We start from the raw sequence: 24,611 nt of genomic DNA, 5'->3' as shown, positions 1-24,611 counted from the left end.
TATCACGAGCGTTTCGCGCCCGGCGGGGCGGAGGTACCGAAAGGGTTCGCGACCCGGAAAGCGCACGCCGCGCAATAGGTACCCCGGCCGCCGGCATGCCGGGCCTGGCAGCGGGGGCACGCGGTCGTCGCGACCGCGGCGAGCACCCTGCCGGGCTCCCCGGCGAGGTCGTCGAACGGAATGGGGCCGCCGTCGGAGATCGCCTCCATGGGGCACAGGCGCATGCAGTCCAGCTCGCCGCGGCACGCGTCGCGCAGGTGGACGAGCTTGCTGACGGCGCCGTCGTGGGTCAGCGAGAGGGCGTCGTGCGGGCACGCGTGGACGCAGACGCCGCATGCGGTGCAGCCATCGACGGCGAGTGCGCGCGCGGGACTCTCCTCGCGCACCTCGAGGACGGCCTGGCCGCGTGCGCGGAGGAGATCCAGGGCGGCCAGCGTGCGGGCGGTGTCGTCGCCGTCGAGGTCGAGCGGAAAGGGCCCCGCGCCGGCGAGGCCGAGGAGGCCGCGGCGCGAGACCGGGATCGCGCCGAGCGTCAAGACCTCGGGTGCCTTGCGCCAGCGGCCCGGTGGAGGCGGGCTCTCTACGATCTCGACTCCCGTCACGATGGTCGCGCGCCACCGCTCCCCCAACGCCCGCACTTCTTCCGCGCGATCGCCGCAGATGACGACGGCGACCTCTCCCACCCCGCACGCCAGCAACTGCGCGGGCAGACCGATCGACGCGTCCGCGACACAACCGGTCAACCGGACCGCGACGGCGCCGCGGCCGATGTCCGGCACGGGTGCGTCCGGGCACAGCAGCACCATTCGCCGAGGGACGTCATGGGCGGCCAGCCAGCGCAGCAGCGAGAGGGTGCTGTCTGTCACCGGGAGCGCAGCTCCTCGACGAGGAAGCCGCGCACCAGTCCGGGAAGCACCCGGAACAGTGGGGTCGCGGCGCGCTCCTGAACGGCGTCGAGGACGAGACCGACGACGGGGTCGAGCTTCTCGCGCAACCGCGTCGCCGACTCACGCGCCGCCGCGGCAGCGGCTCCGTCCCCGGAGCGTTCTGCCTGGGCGGCGGTGGCGGTCAGCTCGGCGAGGTCGAGGATCCGCTGGCCGACGTGGTCGTCGGCGCCTTGTCCCGTGCGGAGTTCGATCCGGCCGGGCGACGCGCGCACGAACAGGCGCTCGTAGTCGAACCGGACGGCGCCAAGCTCGCCGGCGCCGCCGTCAAGTGCCGCGAGCGCCGCTCGGGTGTCCTCGTCGGCGAGCGGCCAGGTGGCGCGCATCGCGGGGTCGTTCAGGCTTTCGACCAGCGCCGCGGCGGGCGGCTTCAGCAGGAGCCGCCCGAGGACGAATCCCGCCGTCGCCACCTGGATGCCGAGGGGCAGGGCGGCCCCGGCGCTTCGCGCCTCCATCAGATGCCGACGCGGAACATCGAGTCGTAGTGCAGCGAGCGGCCCATGATCTCCGCGATCGTCGCCAGCACGAATGCCGTGGTGATCAGCAGAACGAGCAGCTGGGGCCGCTCGCGGAGCGTCTGCCCGGCCAGCCGGTACCCGAACAGGGCGAGCACGACGGTCGCGAGCGCGAGCAGCAGCATCCGGCCGACGAAGAACGTGCCGGAGAACACCGCCGCCGACGCCTGCGCCGTCGCGTCGCCTGCGGCCAGCGCGGAGATGTGCACGGGGTAGGAGATCAGGACCAGGATGCCGCCGACGGCGGTGACCACCGCGATCCACTGCATCACCTGCGTGATCGCCTTCCACTCATCGGCGGTGGTGGGGGCGTTGATCTCCGCGATGCGCGCGGAGATGCCCGCCTTGGTCGACGGCTTCGTCGCGACGGCCACGCCGCCGCCACCGACGACAGGGGCCTCGCCGGCCGGCGCCCGTCCCTCGTTGCGTCCCCGCACCATCACCGTCCACATCAGCGCGCAGCCCGCGGCCAGCGCGCCCAGGATGATCGTCGTCAGGAAGAAATGGAACGGCACGATGGGCGTGTTCCAGGCCGGAACCGTGACCAGCGAGTAGTAGATCATCGACATCGAGCTGACCAGCCCGATCCCGACCAGCGCCGTGAGGAGTCCGACGACGCGGCGCAGCGCGTCGCTGCCGATCCGGAACCAGGAGAGGATGGCGAACAGGAAGCCGAGGCCGGCGAACCCCATCCCGAAGAGGATCTCGCGCGACAGCCAGGACGAGTCCCAGTGCCGGACCACGTTGAACACGTGCAGCACGTCGTTCATGTGCAACATCGAGATCAGCAGGCCGAGCACCAGCGCCGGCCCGATCGCGTACAGCACCGGCTCGGTGATGCGGCGCACCGTCGTCGCGTCGTTGCGATGCGAGAGCAGCACGTCCATGATCCCCAGCGCGATGAACGTGCCGACGCTCAGCTGGGCGATGACCGTGAACAGGATCATCGGCAATTCGTGCGTGTTCATCAGATCTCCTTGGGGTTCGCGATCTCGCCCGTGCCGCCGTCCCAGGGCTGGGCGTCGCGGTGCGGGGTGATCACCAGTTGAGGATGGGTGATGCTCGGGTCGGGCAGCGGGGCGACGGCGTCCTTGGCGCCCCAAGTGGCCCGGAGGTCGTCGATAGGCCCGAAGTCCAGCGCGCGCGAGGGACACGCGGACACGCACGCGGGATCCTGGCCCGTCTCCCGATAGTCGTAGCAGAGGTCGCACTTGGACATGTGCCCGGTCTCCGCGTTGAACTGCGGAGCGGAGTAGGGGCACGCCCACTCGCAGTAGCGGCAGCCGACGCACTTGGACTCGTCGACGAAGACCGTGCCGTCGTCGCGCTTGGTCATCGCCGTGGTCGGGCAGACCTGCACACACACCGGGTTCTCGCAGTGGTTGCAGGCGATCGAGGTGTAGTACGTGAACACATTCGGAGTGAACGTGTTGCCGTCGGTCTGCCACGTCCCGCCGCTGTACTCGACGACGCGGCGCCAGTTCACGCCGATCGGCAGGTCGTGCTTGTCCTTGCACGCGATCTGGCACGCCTTGCAGCCGTTGCACAGGCTCTGGTCGAAGTGGAAGCCGTAGTTGGCCCCCGCCGTGATCTGCGGTTCGCTCATGATCTGACTCCCTACGCCTTCGCGACCTGGACGAGACTTGTGTGCTGGCCGTTGCCCTTGGCCAACGGTGTGGTGTGCAGCGACGTGAGGACGTTGGCGGCGCCGCCGTGGTCGACGCCCGCGTCGTCGAACTTCACCCACGCGCCCTGCGGCACGGAGATCGCGCCGGGGACGATGCGCGGGGTGACCAGCGCCTGGCACTGGATGGTGCCGCGGTCGTTGAAGACCCGGATGATGTCGTCATTGGCGATGCCGCGGGCCGCGGCGTCGCGGGTGTTGATCCAGATCTTCTGCGGATGCGCCTCAAGGTTGTTGGAGAGGTTGCCGTAGGTGGAGTGCGTGCGCCCCTTGTAGTGGTGGCTGATGCACTGCAGCGGGTACTTCTCGTTGCCCCGCGCCTCCTCCGCGCTCTCCCAGGTGGCGACGTGGGCCGGGATGGGGGTGATCTCATCGCCGGGCAGCGCGTTCGGGAACTCCCAGGTGGCTGCCAGGTCGGCGAGCTGGGAGGAGTAGATCTCGATCTTGCCCGACGGCGTGCCGAGCGGGTTGGCCTCGGGGTCCTCACGGAACGCCTTGAGCCCGACGTAAAGCCCGTTCGGATCAAGGTACCGGTAGACGCCCATCTCGCGCAGCGCCTCGAACTCCGGCAGGTGCGGGTTCGCCTCCCTATTCTTGGCCTGCAGCTCCCGAGCCCAGTCCTCGGTGGTCTTCTTCCCTCCCCCGAACTCGGCGCCCACCCCGAGGCGCTCGGCCAGCGCGGTGGTCACGTCGATCGCGGTGCGCGACTCGTACAGGGGCGCGATGGCCTGCTCGCACATGATCTCGTAGGCCATGTCGCCGGTGTACTCCGACGGCACGAGGTCCCAGCGCTCCGACGTCGTCGTGTCGGGGAGCACCAGATCGCACAGCTTCATCGTCGAGGTCATCTGGTTGTCCATGCCGACGATGAACTCACACTTGGACTCGTCGTCGAGGATCTGCCGCGTGCGGTTGATGTCGCCGTGCTGCGACGAGCCCATCGCGGAGCCGTAGAACACCATGAACTTGATGCCGGTCTCGAGCTTGTCGCGGCCGCGCACGCCGTCGGCGAGCGCCGTCATCTCCGGGCCGCGCTCGATGGCGTCGGTCCACGTGTAGCAGGAGATCTGCGTCTGGACGGGGTTGGCGCCGTCGTCGAGCCACTGGGTGACCGGCCAGTAATAGCCGTCGCGGCCGCCGGTGCCGCCGCCGGGGATGCCGACGTTGCCGGTCACGCAGGCGAGCAGGTAGATGGCGTTGGCCTGGTTCTCGCCGTGCGCGTGGCGCTGCGGCCCCCAGCCCTGCGTGATGTTGGCCGGCTTCGCCAGCGCGACCTCGCGAGCGAACTTGCGGATCTGGTTGGCTGGCACGCCCGTGATCTCGGCGGCCCACTCCGGGGTCTTCTCGACGCCGTCGGGTCCCTTGCCCTCGACGTAGGAGCGGTAGGACGCGTTCGCCGGCGCCCCCTCGGGCAGGTGCTCCTCGTCGAAGCCGACGCAGTATGTGTCGAGGAACGCCTGGTCGTGCAGGTTCTCCTGCAGCATCACGTGCACCATGGCCGCGATCAGCGCGGTGTCGGTGCCGGGCCGCAGCGCGATCCACTCGTCGGCCAGCACGGACGCCGAGTCCGAGTAGCGCGGGTCGACAACGATGATCTTCAGGCCCCTCTTCTTCGCCATCGCGGTGGTGAAGGTGACGCCGCCGCCCGACATCCGCGTCTCCTGCGGGTTGTTGCCCCACAGCACCAGCAGCTTCGAGTTCTCGATCGAGTCCTCGATCGAGTTCGACGGCTGCTCGTCGGGGGTGCCGTAGAAGTAGCGGGTGCACTGCGACACCTGGAGGTAGGAGTAGTTGCCGTAGTAGCCCAGGTACCCACCCAGGAGGTTGAAGAGGCGCGCCCAGCCGCCCGAGTAGCCGATGTGCGCGTTCCATACGCCAGAGCCGTAGTTCTTGTAGACGGCCTCGGGGCCGTAGGTGTCGTAGGTGTATCTGATCTTCTCGGCCAGCAGGTCGAGCGCCTCGTCCCAGCTGATCTCCTCGAACCGGCCCTCGGTGCGCTTCGCCCCTTCCACGCGCTTGAGCGGCTTCTTGATCCGGTCCGGGTTGTAGACGCGCTGACGCATGTTGCGGCCGCGGACACAAGCCTTGATGTTCCGATTCAGGAGGGTGTCGTCGCCGGTGTTGTCGGGCAGGACGCGGACGATCGTTCCGTCCTTGACCTGGAGCCGTAGCGGGCAGCGGGAGCCGCAGTTGATGACGCAGGCAGACCAGACCGTCTTGTCGGCGTCGGCCATCCCGTCGCCGGGCGCCGCCGCGGCGGTGCCGGGCATGCCGAGGTCCGCGACCGTGGAGACAAGGGCGGCCGTGCCGCCGGCCACGCCGGACCACTTGAGGAAGGTGCGCCGAGAGCTGTTTCCGAACGGCGTGGTCACCGTCTCCTGGGTCGTGGACATCTGGGGCCTCCGCAGGTTTGAGGATCAGGTGTCTCGCACGCTACAGGACACCCGTTGGATAGATTGGCGCGGGGTCGGCTAAGCGCGGCGGGGGGCCCGAAATAGACTGGGGGTACCGCGCGCGCGGGTGACACCCCTGCGGGATCACCCGCCAGCGGCCTCTCAGACCCGCATCTCGGGCACCCCTCCCCCGGCTCGCAAAGGAACTCCATGCAGGACATCGAACGCCTCGACGACATGGCGGCGGCCTTCTCCGTCCTCGGCAGGTTCCACCGGGCCGCGCCCGACGAGCAGACGCTGCTGACGCTCTGGGAGCTGCTCCCCGAGTGGCCGCTGGCCTCCGACAAGGCTCGGGAGGGCCTCGCCGAGTTGGCTGCCTCGCACCGGGAGGGCGAGAGCACCGACGCCATCCGCCGCGATCACGACCGCCTCTACGGCGATACGGCGGCCGCCGTCGTCGCGCCGTACGAGTCTGTCCACCGCGGGACGGAGGGCCTCGTGTTCGACGAGCAGACCCTCGAGGTCCGCGCCGCCTACCGCGAGTTGGCGCTGAAGGCCCCGCGGCTGAACAGGGAGCCCGACGACCACGTCGGCCTGGAGTTCGACTTCGTCGCGCAGTCCTGCCTGCGCGCGATCGATGCCCTCGACGCCGGGAATGACGCGGAGGCGGCCGGCCTCATCTGGATCGGTGCCGCCTTCCTGCGCGACCACCTGCTCCCCTGGGCGCCGGAGATGCTGACCACGATGATCGGCGAGGCGCACACCCACTTCATGCGCGGCGTCGGCCTGCTCTCCCTCGGCGCGCTGGCCTCCTACGAGGAGTTCGCCGCGGCCGGCTGAGCAGACCGGATGCGCCGCAGGGTGATGTGGCCGGTCTCGTCCGGCCTCGCGAGCTGCCAGGGCGGCGCGAGGGTCAGGTAGGTGTCGATGACGACGTCGGGCGGGTCGGCCAGGCCCGTGTCGAGCCAGGCCTTGATCATCGCAATCGAGCCGCGCACCTGCTGCTGGATGGCCATGGTGCGCCAGAGCGCCGTCACGTGCGGCTCGGCGAACTGGGCAACGACGGCGTCGACGGAGCGCGTCGCCACCGACTCCAGGTACTGCACCAGCGACGACAGCGTGAACGAGCTCGTGGCCAGCAGCGTCTCGTAGACGGCGCGGTGCTCCTGCACGTGCTCAAGAAGCGCCGTGTACGCCTCCCGCCACAGCTCGACGTACTCGACGCCGGGCACGGTCATCTCGTCGGCGAGTGCATCCAGCCGCGGCGCGAGCCGCTCGACGAGCGTGTCGGCCAGCAGTTGCGCGGGCGACGAGGAGTGCGAGTAGAACGTCGTGCGCGACACCCCCGCAGCCGACGCGAGTTGCGAGACGGAGATCTCGTCGGCGGGTACCTCCGCGGCCAGCTCGAACAGCGCCGACACGAGGCTGGCGCGCACGCGGAGATACCTCGGGTCCTCCTCGGTGATCCGCGCCATCGGCCCATGCTCCCACATCCGCGCACAGACGACGAGCGGCCAAGCCGCCTCAGGATTTCGCGCAGTCCGGCGTCTCGTCGCGGATAGGATGGCCTCCTACCCAGGAGGGACATGAAGCGCTGGTGGGCGACGGTCCCCGAGATCGCAGAGGACGTTCGCGACGCGCTCGCGGCCGGGGACGACATCCATGCCATCCGCATGCTGATGGATGGCATCAACGCGCTGCCCGCCGCACAAAAGGCCGGAACCCTCGACGACGCGCTCAACGCTCCGGACACCACCGGGGATCCACGATGGGACGCGCTCCTCGCGGGGGCGCTGCGCTACCGCCTGCACCAGATAGGGGAACACGCGCCGTCGTGGACCTTCAAAGAGCCACTGGAGAAGGGCTGGTGGCCGTTCGCCTACAGCCCGTCGGACGCCTACAACGACATGGCCCACACACCGGCGGAGCTGATGCGGCTGGGCATCTTCTTGGATGAACGGGAGTTCACGCAAGCATGACGGCCCACGACCGGAACCTCACCCGCGACGAGATCCTCTCCCTCCTGCGGGAGGTCGGCGAGATCCTCGTGGGTCGCGACGTGGAGGCCAGCGTCTATGTCGTCGGCGGCGCCGCGATCGCGCTGGAGTTCGACGCCAGGCGCATCACCAGGGACGTCGACGCCGCTGTCAGGTCCGGCGGCGACGAGTTCTGGCGCGCCGTCGCCACCGTCGCGGAGGCCCACGAGCTCAGCCCGGACTGGGTCAATTCCCGGGCCACGGCGTTCTTCAGCAACGAGCCGGACCCCGACTCCCGCGAGCTCACCCTGCCCGGCCTCCGGATCGCGGTCGCCTCACCCCACTACTTGGTCGCGATGAAGCTGCGCGCGATGAGGAGGCGCGATCTCGACGACCTCGAGGTCTTGTTCCGCCACCTGGGATTCACCTCACCGGAGCAAGCGGCGGCGATCCACGACGAGTTCTTCGACGAGAGCTACATGGGCTATAACGACCCACAAGAGGCCCTGTACGCAGCCCAGCGGGTGTTCGACCGGGCCGCCGCGCGAGGCAATCCGCTCACCTAACCCAAGTTCTTCAGGCCGAAACGCCTTGATGCCGGTGAACCGCGCCCTGACATCGTTAACCGCTGGCGATTCCACTAGATCTGGTGGAATCGCCAGCGGTTAGGCGCGAATCAGCTCTTCTTCGGGGCGCCCGGGCGGGCGTAGCGGATCCAGGTGATGACGATGCAGCCGACGGCCCACACCGCGCCGATGATGTAGAACGCCGTCGGGGACATCATGGTGAGGCCCACGCCGAACAGGAACGGGCCGAAGGCGGCGATGGCGCCGGTCCAGCCGATCACGCCGCCGGCCTGGCGGCGCTCGAAGATCATCGGCATCTGCTTGAACGTCGACGCGTTGCCGATGCCGGAGAACAGGAAGATCAGCAGCATGCCCCACAGGAACTGGTTGAACCCGCCCTGCAGCGCCGCGGCGCTCGAGGTGTCGGGCGTCAGGCCCGGGATGGTGTAGATGATCGAGCCCAGAATGCCGATGCCGCTGATCAGCGTCCAGATCGCGCCGCCCATGCGGTCGGTCAGCGGCGAGAATACGATGCGCGCGCCGGCGCCGACCAACGGGCCGAGGAACACGTACTTCACCGGGTCCGGAACCGCATAGCCCTCGACGAGCACCTTCGCAGCATGGCCGACGCCCTCGACGATCTCGGGGTTGCCCGTGCCGTACAGGTTCGCCATCAGCAGGCCGAACTGCGCGGAGAGGCCGGAGAACGTGCCGAAGGTCATGATGTAGAGGATCGTCATCCACCAGGTGTCCTGGTTGGTGAAGATGTCGAACTGCTGCTTGATGCTGGCCTTGACCGGCACCGACTTCAGCACGATGTAGGCCCAGATGGCGCCGGCGATGATGAACGGGATGTAAACGAGCGCCGAGTTCTGGTACCAGACGACGACGGGGTCCTTGCCCGCGACCGCCATGGTCTGCGAGCCCAGGAACGCGAACATGCCGAAGCTGATCAGCCAGGGCGTCAGCAGCTGCACGAGCGAGACACCGAAGTTGCCGATGCCGGCCTGGAGGCCCAGCGCGGTGCCCTGCATCCGCTTCGGGAAGAAGTACGACGTCGACGGCATGAAGCCTGAGAACGCGCCGCCGCCGATGCCCGCCAGGAACGAGAGGCCCATCAGGCGCCAGTACGGGACGTCAGGGTTGGTGACCTCGAAGCCCCAGCCGAGCACGGGGAGGATCAGCAGCAGCGTCGTCAGCGTGACCATCTTGCGCGTGCCGATCTTCGGGGGCAGCACCATCCAGACCAGGCGGAGCAGGCCGCCGGAAAGGCCCGGCATGGCGGCAAGCCAGTACAGCTGCGCCTTGGTGAACTCGAAGCCGAGCGCGTTCAGCTTCGGCACGATGGCGCTCGGCAGGAACCAGGCGACGAAGCACAGCGTCAGGGTGAAGGTGGTGACGGTGAGCGTGTTCCACGCCAGCTTCTTGTCCCATTTGCTCTCGTCCTCGGGGTCCCAAGCGACGAGCCAGTCGCCCTTGGTCTCAGTTGCGCTCATGCGTGTGCCTCCTCAAGGGGACGGTCGATGCTGCCGGCCAACTCGGGGGCCTTCTCGTGCAGCATCTTGACAATAGTGACGTGCATCCAGATGGCGCAGACGGCCACCAGGACGAAGATGCAGGAGAACGTGGAACTCGGGAAGCCCGACCACGTCTTCGTGTAGGCGAACAGCGGCGGCAGGAAGAAGCCACCCAGGCCGCCCAGCATGCCGACGAGCCCGCCAACGGAGCCGACGTTGTCGCCGAAGTACTCGGGAATGTGCTTGAACACGGCGGCCTTGCCGAAGCCCATCGCGCAGCCGAGCACGAACACCAGCAGCACGAACCACGGCAGCTGCATCTGGTAGTGCAGATGGTCGGTGGTCGCGCCGTCGGGGTGGACGACGGTGATGAAGCCGTTGGGCATCATCAGGATGCCACTGCTCAACAGCATCAGGCCGAAGGTGAAGTACATGACCTTGCGGGCACCCCAACGATCGCTCATCCAGCCGCCGACGGGCCGCAGCAGCGACGCGGGAAAGATGAAGGTGGCCGTGAGCAGGCCCGCGATGGTGAGGTCGACGCCGAAGTTGTCGACGTAGTACTTGGGCAGCCACGCCGACAGCGCCACGTATGCGCCGAACACGGCCACGTAGTACAGGCTGAATCGCCACACGCGCACGTTGCTGAGCGGCGCCAGCATCTCCTTGACCGGCTTCGATGCCCCCGGCGCGCGGTCCACGCGCGGGACGATGATCCAGGTCAGGATGCCGACGACCACCAGCAGCACGGCGTAGATGACGGGGATGAGCCGCCAGCCGCCCTGGATGCCGAGGACGAAGGTGCTGCCCGCCGTCGTGGCGATCAGCGGCGGACCGATGAACTTGGTGACCGACGCGCCGACGTTGCCCGCACCGAAAACGCCCAGCGCGAGTCCCTGGCGGTCCTTGCTGAACCAGGCGGAGTTCCAGGTGGTGCCCACAGAGAACAGGTTGCCGGCGAAGCCGACGAGGAAGGCGAGAACCAGCAGCCATGTGTAGCTCTGCGCGAAGCTCACCATGTACGCGGGGATCGCGGTGGCGAACAGCAGGAACAGGGTGACCTTCCTGCCACCGATCCGGTCCGCGATGATCCCGGCAGGAAGCCGCCACATCGAGCCGTTGAGGACGGCGACGGCCGAGATCCAGGCCAACTGCTCGTCGCTGATGCCCAGTTCCTTCTGGATCGGGATGCCGAGGATGCCGAACATCAGCCACACCGCGAACATCAACGTGAACGCGATGGTGGACATGGTCATGACGCGGCCCGCGCCCTTGCCGGTCTCGTGAACCGGGGGGACCTCGATGAGGTTCTTACTCACTGACGGTGGTCTCTCTGTCGTCGAACATCTTCCAAGTTTTTCGGAAGTACGCGCCTAGTCTGCACAAAGGGTTCTCCCCGGCGACGACCGGCCCCGGTTAAGCGCCTGGGCCGGGTCCATTCGTTTCGACACGGGTGCTCGGCTGACGCCTCGCGACCCGGCTCAACGAGCGGTACCTACCTTCTCGTCTTCTCGTTGTCGCGGGTGCCGATCGGGTCCCAGCCGCGGCCCTTGACGGTCTGCGAGTGCTGCGGCACGACGTCGCGCGAGCGGTAGACGACATAGGGGCGGAACAGGTAGTGCAGCGGCGCGGAGAACGCGTGCACGAGACGGGTGAACGGGATCATGGCGATCAGCAGCAGCGCGATGACGATGTGCGCCTGGAACTGCCACGTCGCGTGACCCATCGCCTCGACGTTCGGCTGGAACACGAACAGCGACCGGAACCAGATCGACACCGTCTCGCGGTAGTTGTGTTCCTCACCGGTGGGCGTCTTGTCGCCGGTCAGCGTCGCGACCATGCCGAGGCCGACGGCGAGCGCCAGCACCAGGTACATGACCTTGTCGTTGACGGTCGTCGCGCGGAACACCGCGGTCTGGGTGCGACGCCGGTAGATCAGCAGCGCGAGGCCGACCACGAGCGCGACGCCCGCAAGGCCGCCACCGTAGAACGCGCCCATGTGGTACATGTGCTGGTCGATGCCGATCCAGTCGGTGAGCGCCTTCGGGATGATCAGGCCGACGACGTGGCCCAGGAAGACCGCGAGCAGCGCGAAGTGGAACAGCGGCGAGGCGAACTTCAGCAGCTTCGACTCGTACAGCTGCGACGACCGGGTGGTCCACCCGAACTGGTCGTAGCGGTAGCGCCAGAACAGGCCGCCGAAGAAGACCAGCGCCACGATGTAGGGGAAGACGCCCCAGAGGAAGGTACTCATGTCAGCCTCCTTGCCTTGCCCCGGCCAGTTCCTGGCCGGCGACGGGGAACGGGGTGGTGTTGATGAACGGCTCGAGCCCGACGAGCTCGCTGGGGCGGTTGCCGAGCAGCTCCTGGACCTCAGCCCTCGTCTGGGGAGATGGCCCGCCGAGCGTGTCGCAGACCGCCGCGACGACGTCGGCGTGCGGCAGCTTGTCCTTCACGAGTCCGAGCCGCAGCAGCTCCAGCGAGGCCCGATAGGTGTTGAGCAGCGCGACGCCGAGCGCGGGAGCGCCGTTGGCGGCGAACTCGAGCACCATCGGCAAGTAGTCGGGCAGTTCGCCGTCGAGATCGACCAGCAGGCCGGAGTCGCGGTAGGTCTGCTTGATGGCGGCAAGCACCTCGCCGCGGCGGCGGGTGTCGCCGTCGGTCCAATAGGTGAGGTGCAGCGCGTGACGGCGCGACAGGTCGAACTCCTGCACGTGCCAGGCCTGCGCGTCCATCGGGGCCATCGACCTGAGGTGCGCCAGCACGGGAGCGAACGACGCAAGCGCGTCGGCCTCGACGAGTGCCTCCTCCACAAGCGGCAGCCTGCTCAGTGTCTCCTCGTCCGGGTAGGACAGAACGACGGCGGCCGCGGCGTAGAGAACGCGGTCGCGCCGCGGGGGCGGGGCGGGCAGCTTGAGCGCCATTACGACCTCCCCGCCTTCTCCCGCTCTTCCTCGTCGCGCTTGGCCTTGACGGCGGCGAACGACTCGATCGCCACCGGGACGAGGCGCCCGGACGACTCGCCCAGCGGCGAGGAAAGGCTCGGATCGTCGTCGAAGTTAACCGAGCAGGCCATCTCCTCAAGGTTGTGCGCCTGCTCATGGTGCGCCTTGGGAATGACGTAACGCTCGTTGTACTTCGCGATCGCCAGCAGCCGGTACATCTGCTCCATCGCCCCGCCCGTCATGCCGACGGCGGTGGCCAGTTCCTCGTCGCGCTCGCGGCCGAGCGTGACGTCGCGCATATAGGAGCGCATCGCTGCCAGCTTCTGCAGCACCAGCCGCACCGGCTCGACGTCGCCCGCCGTGAACAGCTCGGCGAGATACTCCAGCGGGATCCGCAGCGCGTCGATGGCACCGAAAAGGTTGCCGCCGGCCTCCGCATCGTGCCCCTGAGAGCTCAGCAGGTCGACCACCGGCGACAGCGGCGGGATGTACCAGACCATCGGCATGGTGCGGTACTCCGGATGCAGCGGCAACGCGACCCTGAAGTGCTTGATCAGCGCATAGGTGGGCGACTTCTGTGCGGCCTCCAGCCAGTCGGCGGGAATGCCGTTGGCCTTGGCGTCGGCGATGACCTGCGGGTCGTAGGGGTCCAGCATCAGTTCGAGCTGAGCCTCGTACAGGTCCTTGTCATCGGCCAGCGCGGCCTCGGTGACCTTGTCGGGGTCGTAAAGGATGACGCCGATGTAGCGCAGCCGGCCCACACAGGTCTCCGAGCACACCGTCGGGATGCCCACCTCGAGGCGCGGGTAGCAGAAGTGACACTTCTCCGCCTTGCCCGTGCGGTGGTTGAAGTAGATCTTCTTGTAGGGGCAGCCGGTGATGCACTGGCGCCAGCCACGGCACTTGTCCTGGTCGACGAGCACGATGCCGTCCTCGGAGCGCTTGTAGATCGCGCCCGAGGGGCACGACGCCATGCACGACGGGTTGAGGCAGTGCTCGCAGATGCGGGGCACGAAGAACGCGAAGCTCTTCTCGTACTCCAGCTTGATCCGCTGGTTGGACTCCTCGCGCAGCGTCTTGAGGATGGGGTCCCCCTCCTCCGTCGCCGCGACGCCGCCCAGCGAGTCGTCCCAGTTTGCCGACGCGGTGATCGCCATGTCCTTGCCCGTGACAAGGGACTTCGGCCGGGCGACAGGAAAGTCGTCGCCGAGGGGCGCGGTGATCAGGGTCTCGTAGTCGTATGTCCAGGGTTCGTAGTAGTCGTCCATGCCCGGCTGCACCGGGGACGCGAAGATCGAGAGGAGCTTCTTGAACCGGCCGCCCGAACGCAGCTTGAGCCGTCCGTTCTTGGTGCGGACCCAGCCGCCCTGCCACTTGTCCTGGTCCTCGTAGCCCCGGGGGTAGCCCTGGCCGGGCCGGGTCTCGACGTTGTTGAACCAGACGTACTCGGTGCCCGCGCGGTTGGTCCACGCCTGCTTGCACGTCACCGAGCACGTGTGACACCCGATGCACTTGTCCAGGTTCATCACCATGGCCACCTGGGCCATGACGCGACGCTGCTTCGCCATCAGTACTGCACCTCCTGGGAGCGACGGCGCACCGTCGAGACGATGTCCCGCTGCACGCCCGTTGGGCCGATGTAGTTGAAGGCGTACGCCTGGTGCGCGTAGCCGCCGATCAGGTGGGTGGGTTTGAGCAGGATGCGGGTCACCGAGTTGTGGATGCCACCGCGCCTTCCGGTGGCCTCCGACTTCGGCACGTCGATGGTGCGCTCCTGGGCGTGCTGCACGTAACAGATGCCGTCGGGCAGCTTGGAGGAGACGACGGCGCGGGCGACGAACACGCCGTTGGCGTTGGTCAGCTCGATCCAGTCGTTGTCCTTCACGCCGATCGAGGCGGCGTCGGCCACGCTGAGCCAGGCCTGGGGCCCGCCGCGTCCGAGCGACAGCATGAACAGGTTGTCCTGGTACTCGGAGTGGATGGACCACTTGTTATGCACCGTGAGGTAGCGCAGCGTGATCGCCTTCTCCCCCGCAGGTCCCAACTCGGGCTCGCCGTAGGCCTTCGCCATGTCGAGAGGCGGCCGGAACGTCGGCAGTTGCTCGCCCGCGTCGATCATCCAGTCGTGGTCGAGGAAGAAGTGCATCCGGCCCGACAGCGTGTGCCAGGGCTTCAGCCGCTCGGTGTTGATCGTGAAGGCCGCGTAGCGCCGTCCGCCGGTCTCCGACCCCGACCACTCCGGCGACGTGATCACAGCCTGCGGCGCCTGCTGGGTTTGCGCGAAGGTGATCAGCTTCTCCTCCGACCCCTCGGAGAAGTCCGCCAGCTTGCGTCCGGTCTTCCTCTCCAGATCGTGGAAGCCCTGCGTCGCGAGCTCGCCGTTGGTGGTGCCCGAGAAGATCAGGATGGCCTCGGCGAGGCGCTGGTCGGTGTTGATCGCCGGCCGGCCCGCCGCCGCGCCACTCGGGAAGACGCCGTGTAGCTTGCCGAGCTGCTCGACCTGGTGACCCACCTTGTAAGTGATGTTCTTGACCGTGAAGCCGAGCTTCTCCGCGAGAGGCCCGACGGTGGCGAGCTTGTCCGCGATCGCCGTGTAGTCGCGCTCGACGACAGCGAGCACCGGCATGTTCTCGCCGGGGACCGCGGGGATGTCGGAGCGCTTCCAGTCGCGCACCACGCCGCCGGGCTGCTTGATCTGGCCCGGCGTGTCGTGCTGCAGCGCGACCGCGACCAGATCGGAGCGCTTCTCCAGCCGGCCCTTCGCCATCTGGGACAGCTTGTGCGCCAGCTCGGTGAACAGCTCGTAATCCGTCTTCGCCTCCCACGGCGGGTCGATCGCCGGGGAGAACGAGTGCACGTACGGGTGCATGTCGGTGCTGCTGAGGTCGTGCTTCTCGTACCAGGTGGCCGCCGGGAAGACGATGTCGGACAGCAGCGTCGAGCTCGTCATGCGGAAGTCGGCGGTCATCAGCAGGTCGAGCTTGCCCTCGGGCGCCTCGTCGTGCCAGGCCACGTCCACCGGGCGCTCGTCGGCGCCGTGGTTGTTGGGCATCAGGTTGTTGTGCGTGCCCAGCAGGTGCTTGAGGAAGTACTCGTTGCCCTTCGCCGACGACCCGAACAGGTTCGAGCGCCAGAGGATCATGGTGCGCGGCCAGTTCTGCGGCGCGTCGATGTCCTCCATCGAGCTCTTCAGCTCGCCGCTCTTCACCTTCGCCGCCACGTAGGCCTGCACGGACTCGGCCTCGCCGCGCTCCACGGCGGCCTTCGCCTCGTCGGCCAGGTCGAGCGGGTTGGCGTCGAATTGCGGGTAGAACGGCATCCAGCCCAGCCGGTTCGACTGCGCAAGGGCGTCGGCGGTGTGCATGTTGTCGAGCACGCCCCGCGACAGCGGCGACTTCACCCGGTTCGACGAGAAGCCATCCGTGCGCCACTGGTCGGTGTGCATGTACCAGTACGCGGTGCCGATCATGGTGCGCGGCGGGCGCTGCCAGTCCATGGCGTTGGCCATGTTGAACCAGCCCGTCATCGGGCGGCACTTCTCCTGGCCGACGTAGTGGGCCCAGCCACCACCGTTCTTGCCGATGCAACCGGTCATCATCAGCAGCGCGATGATGGCGCGGTAGGTGACGTCGGCGTGGAACCAGTGGCAGATGCCCGCGCCGATGATGATCATCGTGCGGCCCTTCGACTCCTCGGAGTTGCTCGCGAACTGGCGCGCGGTGCGGATGCAGGCCTCTGCGGGCACGGAGGTGATCTCGGCCTGCCACGCGGGGGTGTAGGGCGAGTCGACGTCGTCGTAGTCCTTGGCCCAGGTGCCGGGAAGGCCTTCGCGGCCGACGCCGTACTGCGCGAGCATCAGGTCGAAGACGGTGGTGACGAGCTTGTCGCCCAAGCGCCGGGCGGGAACGCCGCGGCGGATGATCGAGCCTTCGCCGCGGGGGTCCTCGAAGCACGGCAGTGCGACCTCGACGCCCTCTGCGGCGTCGTCGTCGATGAACGTCAGCGTCGGCTGGATGTCGCCGAGGTCCAGGTTCCACTGGCCCGCGCCGTCGTCGGAGTACCGGAAGCCCATGGAGCCGTTCGGGACGGCAGTGGTGCCCGTCGCCTTGTCCCACATCACGGTCTTGAACGCGGCGTCGCTGAGGTCCTCGTACTCGGGCAGGTCGGCCGCAGTGATGAACTTGCCCGCGGTAAGGCCATGGCCGTCCGGGTGCTCGACGAGCGTGATCAGCATCCCGAGGTCGGTGTACTGCTTGACATAGCCGTCGAAGTACTCGACCTGCTTGTCGACGAAGTTCTCCTTGAGGATCACGTGGCCCATGGCCATCGCGAGCGCCGCGTCGGTGCCTGCCTGCGCGGGCAGCCATTCGTCGGCGAACTTCACGTTGTCGGCATAGTCCGGGCTGACGGTGACCACCTTGGTGCCGCGGTAGCGGACCTCGGCCATCCAGTGGGCGTCCGGAGTACGCGTGACCGGGACGTTGGATCCCCACATCATCAGGTAGGAGGCGTCCCACCAGTCGCCGGACTCGGGGACGTCCGTCTGGTCGCCGAAGACCTGCGGGCTAGCAACGGGGAGGTCCGCGTACCAGTCGTAGAAGCTGGTCATCGCGCCGCCGATGAGGTGCGTGAAGCGCGTGCCGACGGCGTGGCTCACCATGCTCATCGCCGGGATCGGCGAGAACGAGACGCAGCGGTCCGGGCCGTAGTTCTTGATGGTGTTGATGTAGGACGCCGCCGCGATCTCGAGCGCCTCGTCCCAGCTGATCCGGACAAGGCCGCCCTTGCCACGCGCCTGCTGGTAGCGACGGCGTTTGGCCGGGTCGGTCGAGATCTCGCGGAAAGCCTCCACCGGATCTCCCAGGCGTTTCTTCGCCTCGCGGTACATCTCGATCAGGACGCCTCGACCGTAGGGGTAGCGCACCCGGGTCGGCGAGTAGGTGTACCACGAGAAGGCCGCGCCGCGGGGACAACCGCGGGGCTCATACTCCGGGCGGTCGGGACCCGTCGACGGATAGTCCGTCTGCTGCGACTCCCACGTGATGATGCCGTCCTTGACGTACACCTTCCAGGAGCACGAACCCGTGCAGTTCACGCCGTGCGTGGAGCGGACGACCTTGTCGTGGCTCCAGCGGTCGCGGTAGAACACGTCGCCCGCACGGCCGCCCTTGCGGAAGACAGCTCGGCCGTCCGCGGTCTCATCCCAATCGGTGAAGAAGCGGCCAAGCTTCAGGAGCGCGTCCGATGCCGGGCCGTCGAGTCGAGCAGTCTGGTCCATGCTGGACAGCTTTGCATAGAACCTTCGTACAAACACGAAAATCGGCGCTTCTACGACAACCCGTCGGAGTTATTTTTCTGAGATCCGCGATTACGGGCCATTACAGAGATACATTCCGCGTATACGGAGCGCTCCCCGGATTATTTTCGCAACTTCGGCTACGCGAAAATGTGGTTTTGTGTCATCCTTATGCCGACACGGCGTCTACGGTAGGAAGGGTCCCGAACCCCTCGCCCCAAGGAGAAACATGTCATTCCGAGTAGGTCTCATCGGCGCCGGCGGGATCGCAAGGGCGCACCTGCCCGCCTGGCTCGCGCTGGGAGCCGACGTCACCGTCCACTCCGTCGCGGGGCAGGAAGCCCTCGTCGCCGAGTGCGGCGGCACCGTCGTCGACAGCCTCGACGACCTGCTCGCCGCGTGCGACGTCGTCGACATCGTCACGCCCACCCCCACGCACCGCGAGCTGGCCGAGCGCGCGCTGCGCGCGGGCAAGGACGTCGTGTGCGAGAAACCGCTGGGCCGAACCCCCGACGACGCCAAGGCCATCGTCGACCTCGCCGCGGGGCTCGGCCGCCAGGTCTACCCCGGCCACGTCGTGCGCTTCTTCCCCGAGTACGCCGCGATGCACAGGGCAGTGGCCGACAGCGTGATCGGCACACCCGCCGTCGCCCGGTTCACCCGCACGGGGAGCTTCCCGCAATGGGCCGCCTGGTTCGCCGACGACGCGCAGTCGGGCGGCGTGGTGTTCGACCTGATGATCCACGACCTGGACATCGCGCGGTGGACGATGGGCGAGGTCACCGAGGTCTACGCAACCGCCGCCCGCGACCGCTCCTCGTCGGGAGTTGAGGTATCGGTCGCGGAGGCCGTGCTGACCCACGAGGGCGGCGCGATCAGCTACGTCCGCGCCGTCTGGGGTCCCCCGGGGACCACCTTCTGGACCTCGTTCAACGTCGCCGGCGACGGCGGCGTGCTCCGGCACGACACCCGCGACGAGAAGTCGTTCCGCCTCGACGGGGGCGCATCAGCCGCAGAGGGCGCGATGCTGCCGGACCTGAGCTTCGTCGAATCCCCCTATCTGACCGAGTTACGGGAGTTCGCGAGCGCCTTCGCGGGAGGGCCGACGCCGCGAGTCACCGGCGAGGACGGCGCGATCGCCGTGCGCCTCGCCGCGGCGGTGCAGGCGTCCATCGAACTCGGCCGCGGCGTCGCCTTCGGTGAGGAGGCCGTGCGATGAGGATCGGCCTGCTGTCCTTCGCTCACGTCCACGCCGCGGGCTACGCAGCCCTGCTGCGCGACACGCCCGGCGTGGAGCTGCTGTGCGCCGACCCCGACGGCGCCACCGCCCCGCCCGGAGAGGTGCGCGGGCGCGCGTTCGCCGACGCGTTGGGCGTGTCCTCCGTCGAAACCTACGACGAGCTGTTCGCGTGGCGCCCCCACGCGGTGGTGATCTGTTCGGAGAACGCCCGTCACCACGACCTCGTGCTCCGCGCCGCGGCCGAGGGCGCGCATGTGCTGTGCGAGAAGCCCCTGGCCACGACGGTCGCCGACGGAGAGGAGATGGTCGCTGCGTGCCGCGCGGCCGACGTCTTCCTGATGACGGCGTACCCGGTGCGCTTCTCGCCCCAGTTCGCGGCGCTGCGCACCCTCATCGACGGAGGCGGCCTCGGCCGCCCGCTGCTGGCGACCGGCACGAACAACGGCCAGATCCCCGTCGGCTCCCGGGCCTGGTTCACCGACCCGGAGCTGTCCGGTGGCGGCGCCCTGATGGACCACGTCGTACACGTCGCCGACCTCCTCGACGCGCTGCTCGGCGGCGAACAGGCCTCCTCGGTGCGCGCCGTCGCCAACGCGATCCTGCACGCCGACAAGCCACAGGTGCGCGCCGAGACCGGCGGCCTGGTCAGCGTGTCGTACCCGAGCGGGCTGCGCGCAACCATCGACTGCTCGTGGAGCCAACCTGACCACGCCGAGGTCTGGGGCGGGCTGACCCTTGAGGTCGTGGGTACGGAGGCCGGCGCCTCGATCGACCCCTTCGCGCAGCACGTCGGCGGCTTCAGCGAGGCGGTCCCGGGAGGGGTGTGGATCGGCTACGGGCGGGACCTCGACCGGCGCATGCTCGACGCCTTCATCGAAGGGGTGCGCTCGGGGGCCGGCCCGCAGCCCGACGGCGACGTGGGCCTGCGGACGCTGCGCATCGTGGCCGCGGCTCAGCAGAGCGCGGCGACCGGCGAGGTCGTGCAGCTCTGAGCGCTGCCGCGGCTCAGACTCCGAGCTGCGGGAGCTTCGCGCCGGCGGCCCTCGCAGCCTCGGGCGTGTCGACGTCGCGCGTCGTCGCCTCGGGAGCACGGACGCGGGCGACATCGAGGGGGCGCATGAACCGGTGCACCGCGCCAACAGGGTCGGCAGCCAGAGCGTCGACCAACGTGGCCAGCGCCGCAGCCCGGTAGCGGCCGGCCAGGTACTGCGGCCAGCCGTCGTCATCCTCGAGCACGACGCCGTCGGACCCCACTTCCGCCGCGGCGAGCAGCGCGACGGCGGCGCCCGGACTGGCGAGGTCGCCGGCGAGGATCAGCACCTCGTCGGCGGCGGTCAGCTCCGCGAACGCGGCGGCGATGCCCGCAACGGGCCCGCCGAAGGGCGGGTCCTCACGGCGGAAGGTCACCCCGTCGCCGCTTGACCAGCCCTCAGGCTGATCTCCTGCGACGACGACGGCATCCGCCCAAGTCAGCGCCGCATCGACGACACGAGCCAGCAGCGGCCGACCGTCGAGAAGGAGGGCGAGCTTGTCGGTGCCCATGCGCGACGACCGCCCGCCGCCCAGCACGATGGCGCCGCGCACAGCGGTCTATCCGCCGGCGAACGGAGGCAAGACGTCGACCCGGGCGACGCCGTCGAGGCTGGCTTCACGACCCGACACGCGCGCGCCGTCGGCAAGCAGCGAGCTGACGTTCAGGACGGCGGCGAGGCGCTCGTTGCCCGCGCCGAGCTGGTCGACGAGCGCGGCGACGGTGCTGGCGCCGGACACGCTGAGCGACTCGGCGCCCGCGGCCTCCGCCGCTCCCGCGAAGAACCTGACCTCCATGTGGGTCCCCTTCCTGCCCCGGTCATCCGCCGATGGCGCTCATGGTGCGGGCCGGCTGGACGAAGCCCGCGTCGTCGATCCCGTGGGCGCGCGGTTTGCCCCACTGGGCGGCCGCCCAGGCGGCGGCCAGGTCGTCGTCGGAGCCACCGCCGCGCAGGATGGCGCGGAGGTCGGACTCCTCCTGGGAGAAGAGACAGCTGCGGATCTGGCCGTCGGAGGTGAGCCGGGTCCGGTCGCACGCACCGCAGAACGGATGCGTGACCGAGGCGATCACGCCCAACTCGCCACCGGGGTGATCGTCGCCGGGGGCGACCCGCCACAACTCGGCGGGTGCAGCTCCCCTTGGCTTGACGGCGGCGGAGAGAGCGAACGCCTCGCCCAGGGCACCGAGGATCTCCTCCGCGGTGACCATGCCGTCGCGGCTCCACTCGCCGGACGGCCCGAGCGGCATCTGCTCGATGAACCGCAGCTGGTAGCCGCGGGAGAGACAGAACCGGGCGAGGGGCACGACATCGGTCTCGTTTACGCCGCGCATGACGACGGCGTTGATCTTGACGGGGCGGAGGCCCGCGGCGTCGGCGGCGGCGATGCCCGCGAGCACGTCGTCGAGCCGATCTCGACGAGCGAGCTCGGCATAGCGCCGGCGGTCCAGCGAGTCGAGCGAGATGTTCACGCGGTTCAGCCCCGCGGCCTTGAGCCCGAGGGCACGGCGGTCGAGGCCGAGGCCGTTGGTCGTGAGCGCCAACTCCGGGCGGCCGCGCTCCCCTCTCAAAGCGGCGGCACCCGCGACGATGCGCTCCAGCCCGCGGCGCAGCAGTGGCTCACCACCCGTGAACCTGATCCGGGCAACGCCCAACCGCTCCACGGCGACACCCAGCAGGCGCAGCACCTCGTCGTCGGTGAGGGTCTGCTCGGTCGGCAGCCAGTCGAGTCCTTCGGCGGGCATGCAGTAGCTGCAGCGCAGATTGCAGCGGTCGGTCAGCGAGACACGCAGGTCTCGCGCCACTCGACCGTGCCGGTCTGCCAATTCTCCGAGGAACACGGTCTTACCCTACCCTGAGTCCTTCGGCGGGCCGCACCGGGACGAGGCCTCACGACGCGGCGCTTCGCGACGGACGCTAGCCGGGGGCGCGCGTTCGGCGAGTTTGTCCTAATGCCACAATGGCGACTGTGAAGACAACCCAGCCCCACGGCCTGGGACCCACACGCGCCCGAGTCTTGTCACTCCTGCAGGGTGCGACGGCCCCCAGGTCCGTCAGTGACATCGCCGACGAACTCGGCCTGCACCGCAATTCCGCGCGCTTCCACCTCGACGCCCTCGTCGCCGCGGGCTATGCCGAGCGCGCCATCGTTCCGTCCGGCGCCCAAGGCCGTCCCCCACTGCTCTACGCCGCCACCCAGGCGTCGCCGACGCTCAGCAGCATGCACCTCCTGGAGCTCGCCGACGTGCTCCTCACTCACGTGGCGGCATCCTCCCCCGACGCGAAGGCCGCCACCCGCGAGGCGGGCTGCGAGTGGGGCGCCAGTGTCGCCGAGGTAGGCCTGTCGGCCTGCGAACTCATCGAAGAGCTCGCCCGGCACCTCGCCGAGCGCGGCTTCGGCACCGAACACGACGGTGAGACCCTCACCTTCCGACGTTGCCCGTTCCGCGGCGCCGTGGGCGGGAACCGGATGCCGCTGGTGTGCGCCATCCATCAGGGCTTCCTCGACGGTTATCTGAAGGCCAGCGGCGCCGAACTCAAGGCCGGCGAACTGGAGATCGGGTCGGAGATCTGCACCGTGACCGTCACGGCGAGGTGAACGAGCCGCACCCTCGCCAGACCCCGACGGACGCCCTCCCGCGACACTCGCTATCCTTGGACGGTCGTCCGTCGGCGGGGATGCCGGCACTGTCAAAGGAGCCAGATATGTCGAGCAAGACCGCCATCGTGGGTTCAACCGTCGGCCTGCATGCACGCCCCGCGGCGGTCATCGCCGCGGCGGCGATCGAGTACGAGGATCCCATTTTCCTGTCCTTCGGCGGAAACTCCGTCTCGGCGGCGTCGACGCTGTTGATCATGTCGCTCGGCGCGGAGCACCTCGCCGAGGTGACCGTCGAGTCCCAGAACGCGGACGCCGTTGAGCGTCTCGCCTCCCTGATCGAACAGAACCTCGACGACTGATGAGCCAGCTCAGCCCGCAGTAGCTAGGGAAGTACGGATCAATGGGGTGCCGAGTAAGGACGCGCGAGGCGGGATGAACTGGGCTCTCAAGATCCGAGGGTGCTATTGGACATAACGCCGAAGATAGTGAGAGTTCAGATCGCCCGATCTGGTGCGCCGCAGTCGGTGCCCGATTGATCAGTGCTTCCCTAGGTTCTGGAGCAGGAGGGCCTCGGCGAGGGTCGCGCTCGCGAGGTCGTCCAGGTCGACGGACTCGTCGATACCATGCATCCGCGATGTCGGATCGACGACGGCGGTCAACAGGACGAGCGCACCGGGGTTGCGGTCGGCGAACTCCGCCGCGATCGGGATGGAGCCGCCGACGCCGATCTGGACGGGATCGACGCCGAAGGCCTCGCGGATTGCGGAGAGGACCGCCTCCGCGCGTGGACCCTCGACCGGGAAAGCGCTGCCGGCGCCGCCCTGACCAGGCTCGACGTCGACACGCGCGCCCCACGGGGCATGGGCGCGCAGATGGCGGACGAGCGCCTCCGTCGCGGTGTGCGGGTCATCGCCAGGGGCGATGCGCACGCTGACCTTCGCCCGCGCCGTCGGAACCAAGGTGTTGGAGGCGTCGCGCACCGGGGTGGCGTCGATGGCGAGGACGGAGGCCGCCGGGCGCGTCCACATCCGCGCGGACGCCATGCCGTCGCCGATCCACTCGACGCCGTCGAGGAGGCCGGACTCCTCGCGGAGCCGGTCGAGGTCGTACTCGACGGCGGGATCGGGCGCGGTGGCGAGGCCCTCGATCGCGACGTTGCCGCGGTCGTCGTGCAGCGTGGCGAGCAGGCGGCAGAGCGCTGTGAGGGCGTCGGGAACGACGCCGCCAAACTGCCCGGAGTGCACTCCACTCTCGAGCGTCGAGACGGTGACGACGGCGTCGACCAGTCCGCGCAGCGTCGTGGTGAGCGCGGGCACGCCTGCCTGCCAGTTGACCGCGTCGGCGATGACGAAGACGTCCGCGTCCAGCAGTTCGCCGTAGCGCGCGAACAGCGCGGGCATGCTGGGCGAGCCGATCTCCTCCTCGCCCTCGACGAAGACCTTGACGCCCACCGGAGGGGTGCCGCCGTGCGCTCGGAGCGCGCCGAGGTGGACCGCGATGCCGCCCTTGTCGTCGGCCGAACCGCGGCCGTAGAGGCGACCGTTCCGCTCGCTGGGCGAGAACGCCGGGGAGGCCCACGCGGCGGGGTCGCCCATCGGCTGGACGTCATAGTGGGCGTAGAGCAGTACCGTCGGCGCTCCCGCGGGAGCCGGGTAGTGACCGTAGACCGCGGGCTTGCCTCCCGGGACGTCCAGCAGCTCGACCCGCGGGCAGCCGGCGCCGCGCAGCAGCTCCGCGACGATGTCGGCCGCGGCGAGCACGTCGTCGTGGTGCTCGGGCTGGGAGGAGACGGACGGGATGCTGATGAGGTGGTGAAGATCGGTGAGGACCGCCGGCAGGGCGGCCGAGACGGCGTCGCGAAGGGTCATGAGGCCACCATACTCACGCCCGCGCCCGCGGCATCGG

23 protein-coding genes are annotated in these 24,611 nt (G+C 68.8%); 7 read left to right on the top strand and 16 right to left on the bottom strand.

Translation table 11 applies throughout. The features are described 5' to 3' along the window. Nucleotides 1-2: 2 nt before the first annotated feature. From IPJ61_RS17470 to IPJ61_RS17450, 5 genes are read right to left on the bottom strand one after another with little or no spacing between them, the layout of a single operon-like run. A complete protein-coding gene (locus IPJ61_RS17470) occupies nucleotides 3-866 on the bottom strand; it encodes a 4Fe-4S dicluster domain-containing protein (protein ID WP_297110627.1) in 864 nt (287 codons plus the stop codon). Next, the gene (locus IPJ61_RS17465; RefSeq protein ID WP_297110624.1) at nucleotides 863-1,399 is read right to left on the bottom strand and encodes a hypothetical protein; all 537 of its coding nucleotides are present in this window, start codon (nucleotides 1,397-1,399) and stop codon (nucleotides 863-865) included. The genes IPJ61_RS17470 and IPJ61_RS17465 overlap by 4 nt, the downstream gene beginning before the upstream one ends. Then, complete coding sequence (locus IPJ61_RS17460; RefSeq protein WP_297110622.1) at nucleotides 1,399-2,427, bottom strand: dimethyl sulfoxide reductase anchor subunit family protein; 1,029 nt, start codon at nucleotides 2,425-2,427, stop codon at nucleotides 1,399-1,401. Before IPJ61_RS17460 ends, IPJ61_RS17465 begins: the two co-directional genes overlap by 1 nt. Then, nucleotides 2,427-3,065 carry a DMSO/selenate family reductase complex B subunit gene (locus IPJ61_RS17455; RefSeq protein WP_297110619.1) on the bottom strand — a complete coding sequence of 213 codons (639 nt, stop codon included), beginning with the start codon at nucleotides 3,063-3,065 and terminating at the stop codon, nucleotides 2,427-2,429. Before IPJ61_RS17455 ends, IPJ61_RS17460 begins: the two co-directional genes overlap by 1 nt. A gap of 11 nt (nucleotides 3,066-3,076) precedes the next feature. Next, a complete protein-coding gene (locus tag IPJ61_RS17450) occupies nucleotides 3,077-5,536 on the bottom strand; it encodes a DMSO/selenate family reductase complex A subunit (RefSeq protein WP_297110616.1) in 2,460 nt (819 codons plus the stop codon). 210 nt (nucleotides 5,537-5,746) lie between these two features. On the opposite strand from IPJ61_RS17450, the gene IPJ61_RS17445 reads away from it, so the two are divergent. Next, nucleotides 5,747-6,376, top strand: a complete 630-nt coding sequence (locus tag IPJ61_RS17445; RefSeq protein ID WP_297110614.1) for a TorD/DmsD family molecular chaperone — start codon at nucleotides 5,747-5,749, stop codon at nucleotides 6,374-6,376. Here IPJ61_RS17445 and IPJ61_RS17440 read toward each other — a convergent pair. Beyond that, nucleotides 6,349-7,011 carry a TetR/AcrR family transcriptional regulator gene (locus IPJ61_RS17440; RefSeq protein WP_297110611.1) on the bottom strand — a complete coding sequence of 221 codons (663 nt, stop codon included), beginning with the start codon at nucleotides 7,009-7,011 and terminating at the stop codon, nucleotides 6,349-6,351. The genes IPJ61_RS17445 and IPJ61_RS17440 overlap by 28 nt on opposite strands. A 111-nt stretch (nucleotides 7,012-7,122) precedes the next feature. On the opposite strand from IPJ61_RS17440, the gene IPJ61_RS17435 reads away from it, so the two are divergent. After that, nucleotides 7,123-7,515, top strand: coding sequence for a hypothetical protein (locus IPJ61_RS17435; protein ID WP_297110608.1), 393 nt, complete (start codon nucleotides 7,123-7,125; stop codon nucleotides 7,513-7,515). Next, nucleotides 7,512-8,078, top strand: coding sequence for a DUF6036 family nucleotidyltransferase (locus tag IPJ61_RS17430; protein WP_297110602.1), 567 nt, complete (start codon nucleotides 7,512-7,514; stop codon nucleotides 8,076-8,078). Before IPJ61_RS17435 ends, IPJ61_RS17430 begins: the two co-directional genes overlap by 4 nt. Before the next feature lie 110 nt (nucleotides 8,079-8,188). Here IPJ61_RS17430 and IPJ61_RS17425 read toward each other — a convergent pair whose 3' ends face one another. The 6 genes from IPJ61_RS17425 to IPJ61_RS17400 all read right to left on the bottom strand — a co-directional run bounded on the left by IPJ61_RS17425 (nucleotide 8,189) and on the right by IPJ61_RS17400 (nucleotide 17,827). Next, on the bottom strand, nucleotides 8,189-9,574 hold the full coding sequence (locus IPJ61_RS17425; RefSeq protein WP_297110599.1) for an MFS transporter: 1,386 nt from the start codon (nucleotides 9,572-9,574) through the stop codon (nucleotides 8,189-8,191). Then, on the bottom strand, nucleotides 9,571-10,914 hold the full coding sequence (locus IPJ61_RS17420) for an MFS transporter (protein WP_297110595.1): 1,344 nt from the start codon (nucleotides 10,912-10,914) through the stop codon (nucleotides 9,571-9,573). The genes IPJ61_RS17425 and IPJ61_RS17420 overlap by 4 nt, the downstream gene beginning before the upstream one ends. A gap of 176 nt (nucleotides 10,915-11,090) precedes the next feature. Next, entirely contained in the window at nucleotides 11,091-11,849 is a 759-nt protein-coding gene (narI, locus tag IPJ61_RS17415; protein ID WP_297110592.1) for a respiratory nitrate reductase subunit gamma, read from the bottom strand. Between the two features lies 1 nt (nucleotide 11,850). Continuing rightward, a complete protein-coding gene (narJ, locus tag IPJ61_RS17410) occupies nucleotides 11,851-12,519 on the bottom strand; it encodes a nitrate reductase molybdenum cofactor assembly chaperone (protein WP_297110589.1) in 669 nt (222 codons plus the stop codon). Continuing rightward, nucleotides 12,519-14,108 carry a nitrate reductase subunit beta gene (narH, locus tag IPJ61_RS17405; RefSeq protein WP_297110584.1) on the bottom strand — a complete coding sequence of 530 codons (1,590 nt, stop codon included), beginning with the start codon at nucleotides 14,106-14,108 and terminating at the stop codon, nucleotides 12,519-12,521. The genes narJ and narH overlap by 1 nt, the downstream gene beginning before the upstream one ends. Then, nucleotides 14,108-17,827, bottom strand: a complete 3,720-nt coding sequence (locus IPJ61_RS17400; protein WP_297111018.1) for a nitrate reductase subunit alpha — start codon at nucleotides 17,825-17,827, stop codon at nucleotides 14,108-14,110. The genes narH and IPJ61_RS17400 overlap by 1 nt, the downstream gene beginning before the upstream one ends. Nucleotides 17,828-17,858: 31 nt before the next feature. On the opposite strand from IPJ61_RS17400, the gene IPJ61_RS17395 reads away from it, so the two are divergent. Both IPJ61_RS17395 and IPJ61_RS17390 read left to right on the top strand, forming a co-directional pair. Further along, a complete protein-coding gene (locus IPJ61_RS17395; protein WP_366505875.1) occupies nucleotides 17,859-19,055 on the top strand; it encodes a Gfo/Idh/MocA family protein in 1,197 nt (398 codons plus the stop codon). Further along, nucleotides 19,052-20,068 (top strand): Gfo/Idh/MocA family protein, encoded by a 1,017-nt coding sequence (locus tag IPJ61_RS17390; protein ID WP_297110581.1) that lies wholly within the window; start codon nucleotides 19,052-19,054, stop codon nucleotides 20,066-20,068. The genes IPJ61_RS17395 and IPJ61_RS17390 overlap by 4 nt, the downstream gene beginning before the upstream one ends. Before the next feature lie 13 nt (nucleotides 20,069-20,081). Here IPJ61_RS17390 and mobA read toward each other — a convergent pair whose 3' ends face one another. The 3 genes from mobA to moaA are packed head-to-tail and all read right to left on the bottom strand — an operon-like array spanning nucleotide 20,082 to nucleotide 21,945. Then, nucleotides 20,082-20,660 carry a molybdenum cofactor guanylyltransferase gene (gene mobA, locus IPJ61_RS17385; RefSeq protein WP_297110579.1) on the bottom strand — a complete coding sequence of 193 codons (579 nt, stop codon included), beginning with the start codon at nucleotides 20,658-20,660 and terminating at the stop codon, nucleotides 20,082-20,084. A 6-nt stretch (nucleotides 20,661-20,666) separates the two neighbouring features. After that, nucleotides 20,667-20,903 (bottom strand): MoaD/ThiS family protein, encoded by a 237-nt coding sequence (locus IPJ61_RS17380; protein ID WP_297110576.1) that lies wholly within the window; start codon nucleotides 20,901-20,903, stop codon nucleotides 20,667-20,669. A gap of 22 nt (nucleotides 20,904-20,925) precedes the next feature. Beyond that, entirely contained in the window at nucleotides 20,926-21,945 is a 1,020-nt protein-coding gene (gene moaA / locus IPJ61_RS17375; RefSeq protein WP_297110573.1) for a GTP 3',8-cyclase MoaA, read from the bottom strand. A gap of 128 nt (nucleotides 21,946-22,073) precedes the next feature. Here moaA and IPJ61_RS17370 point away from each other — a divergent pair, with 128 nt between their 5' ends. Further along, nucleotides 22,074-22,703 carry a helix-turn-helix transcriptional regulator gene (locus IPJ61_RS17370; protein WP_297110570.1) on the top strand — a complete coding sequence of 210 codons (630 nt, stop codon included), beginning with the start codon at nucleotides 22,074-22,076 and terminating at the stop codon, nucleotides 22,701-22,703. 107 nt (nucleotides 22,704-22,810) lie between these two features. Further along, entirely contained in the window at nucleotides 22,811-23,065 is a 255-nt protein-coding gene (locus tag IPJ61_RS17365; RefSeq protein ID WP_297110567.1) for an HPr family phosphocarrier protein, read from the top strand. Nucleotides 23,066-23,242: 177 nt separating this feature from the next. On the opposite strand, the gene IPJ61_RS17360 is transcribed toward IPJ61_RS17365, so the two are convergent. Then, the gene (locus IPJ61_RS17360; RefSeq protein ID WP_297110564.1) at nucleotides 23,243-24,574 is read right to left on the bottom strand and encodes a dipeptidase; all 1,332 of its coding nucleotides are present in this window, start codon (nucleotides 24,572-24,574) and stop codon (nucleotides 23,243-23,245) included. Nucleotides 24,575-24,611: the final 37 nt, after the last annotated feature.

It is taken from the genome of Tessaracoccus sp., assembly GCF_016714275.1.
Classification (GTDB): domain Bacteria; phylum Actinomycetota; class Actinomycetes; order Propionibacteriales; family Propionibacteriaceae; genus Arachnia.
Note: the sequence above shows the minus strand (reverse complement) of the source record. Positions and strands in the feature narration are given on the sequence as shown.

Bases quoted from the DNA above. Each gene is read 5' to 3' on its own strand.
- IPJ61_RS17465 (WP_297110624.1), bottom strand. From the start codon at position 1,399: ATGGAGGCGCGAAGCGCCGGGGCCGCCCTGCCCCTCGGCATCCAGGTG.
- IPJ61_RS17460 (WP_297110622.1), bottom strand. From the start codon at position 2,427: ATGAACACGCACGAATTGCCGATGATCCTGTTCACGGTCATCGCCCAG.
- IPJ61_RS17455 (WP_297110619.1), bottom strand. From the start codon at position 3,065: ATGAGCGAACCGCAGATCACGGCGGGGGCCAACTACGGCTTCCACTTC.
- IPJ61_RS17450 (WP_297110616.1), bottom strand. From the start codon at position 5,536: ATGTCCACGACCCAGGAGACGGTGACCACGCCGTTCGGAAACAGCTCT.
- IPJ61_RS17445 (WP_297110614.1), top strand. From the start codon at position 5,747: ATGCAGGACATCGAACGCCTCGACGACATGGCGGCGGCCTTCTCCGTC.
- IPJ61_RS17440 (WP_297110611.1), bottom strand. From the start codon at position 7,011: ATGGCGCGGATCACCGAGGAGGACCCGAGGTATCTCCGCGTGCGCGCC.
- IPJ61_RS17435 (WP_297110608.1), top strand. From the start codon at position 7,123: ATGAAGCGCTGGTGGGCGACGGTCCCCGAGATCGCAGAGGACGTTCGC.
- IPJ61_RS17430 (WP_297110602.1), top strand. From the start codon at position 7,512: ATGACGGCCCACGACCGGAACCTCACCCGCGACGAGATCCTCTCCCTC.
- IPJ61_RS17425 (WP_297110599.1), bottom strand. From the start codon at position 9,574: ATGAGCGCAACTGAGACCAAGGGCGACTGGCTCGTCGCTTGGGACCCC.
- narI (WP_297110592.1), bottom strand. From the start codon at position 11,849: ATGAGTACCTTCCTCTGGGGCGTCTTCCCCTACATCGTGGCGCTGGTC.
- narJ (WP_297110589.1), bottom strand. From the start codon at position 12,519: ATGGCGCTCAAGCTGCCCGCCCCGCCCCCGCGGCGCGACCGCGTTCTC.
- narH (WP_297110584.1), bottom strand. From the start codon at position 14,108: ATGGCGAAGCAGCGTCGCGTCATGGCCCAGGTGGCCATGGTGATGAAC.
- IPJ61_RS17390 (WP_297110581.1), top strand. From the start codon at position 19,052: ATGAGGATCGGCCTGCTGTCCTTCGCTCACGTCCACGCCGCGGGCTAC.
- IPJ61_RS17380 (WP_297110576.1), bottom strand. From the start codon at position 20,903: ATGGAGGTCAGGTTCTTCGCGGGAGCGGCGGAGGCCGCGGGCGCCGAG.
- IPJ61_RS17365 (WP_297110567.1), top strand. From the start codon at position 22,811: ATGTCGAGCAAGACCGCCATCGTGGGTTCAACCGTCGGCCTGCATGCA.
- IPJ61_RS17360 (WP_297110564.1), bottom strand. From the start codon at position 24,574: ATGACCCTTCGCGACGCCGTCTCGGCCGCCCTGCCGGCGGTCCTCACC.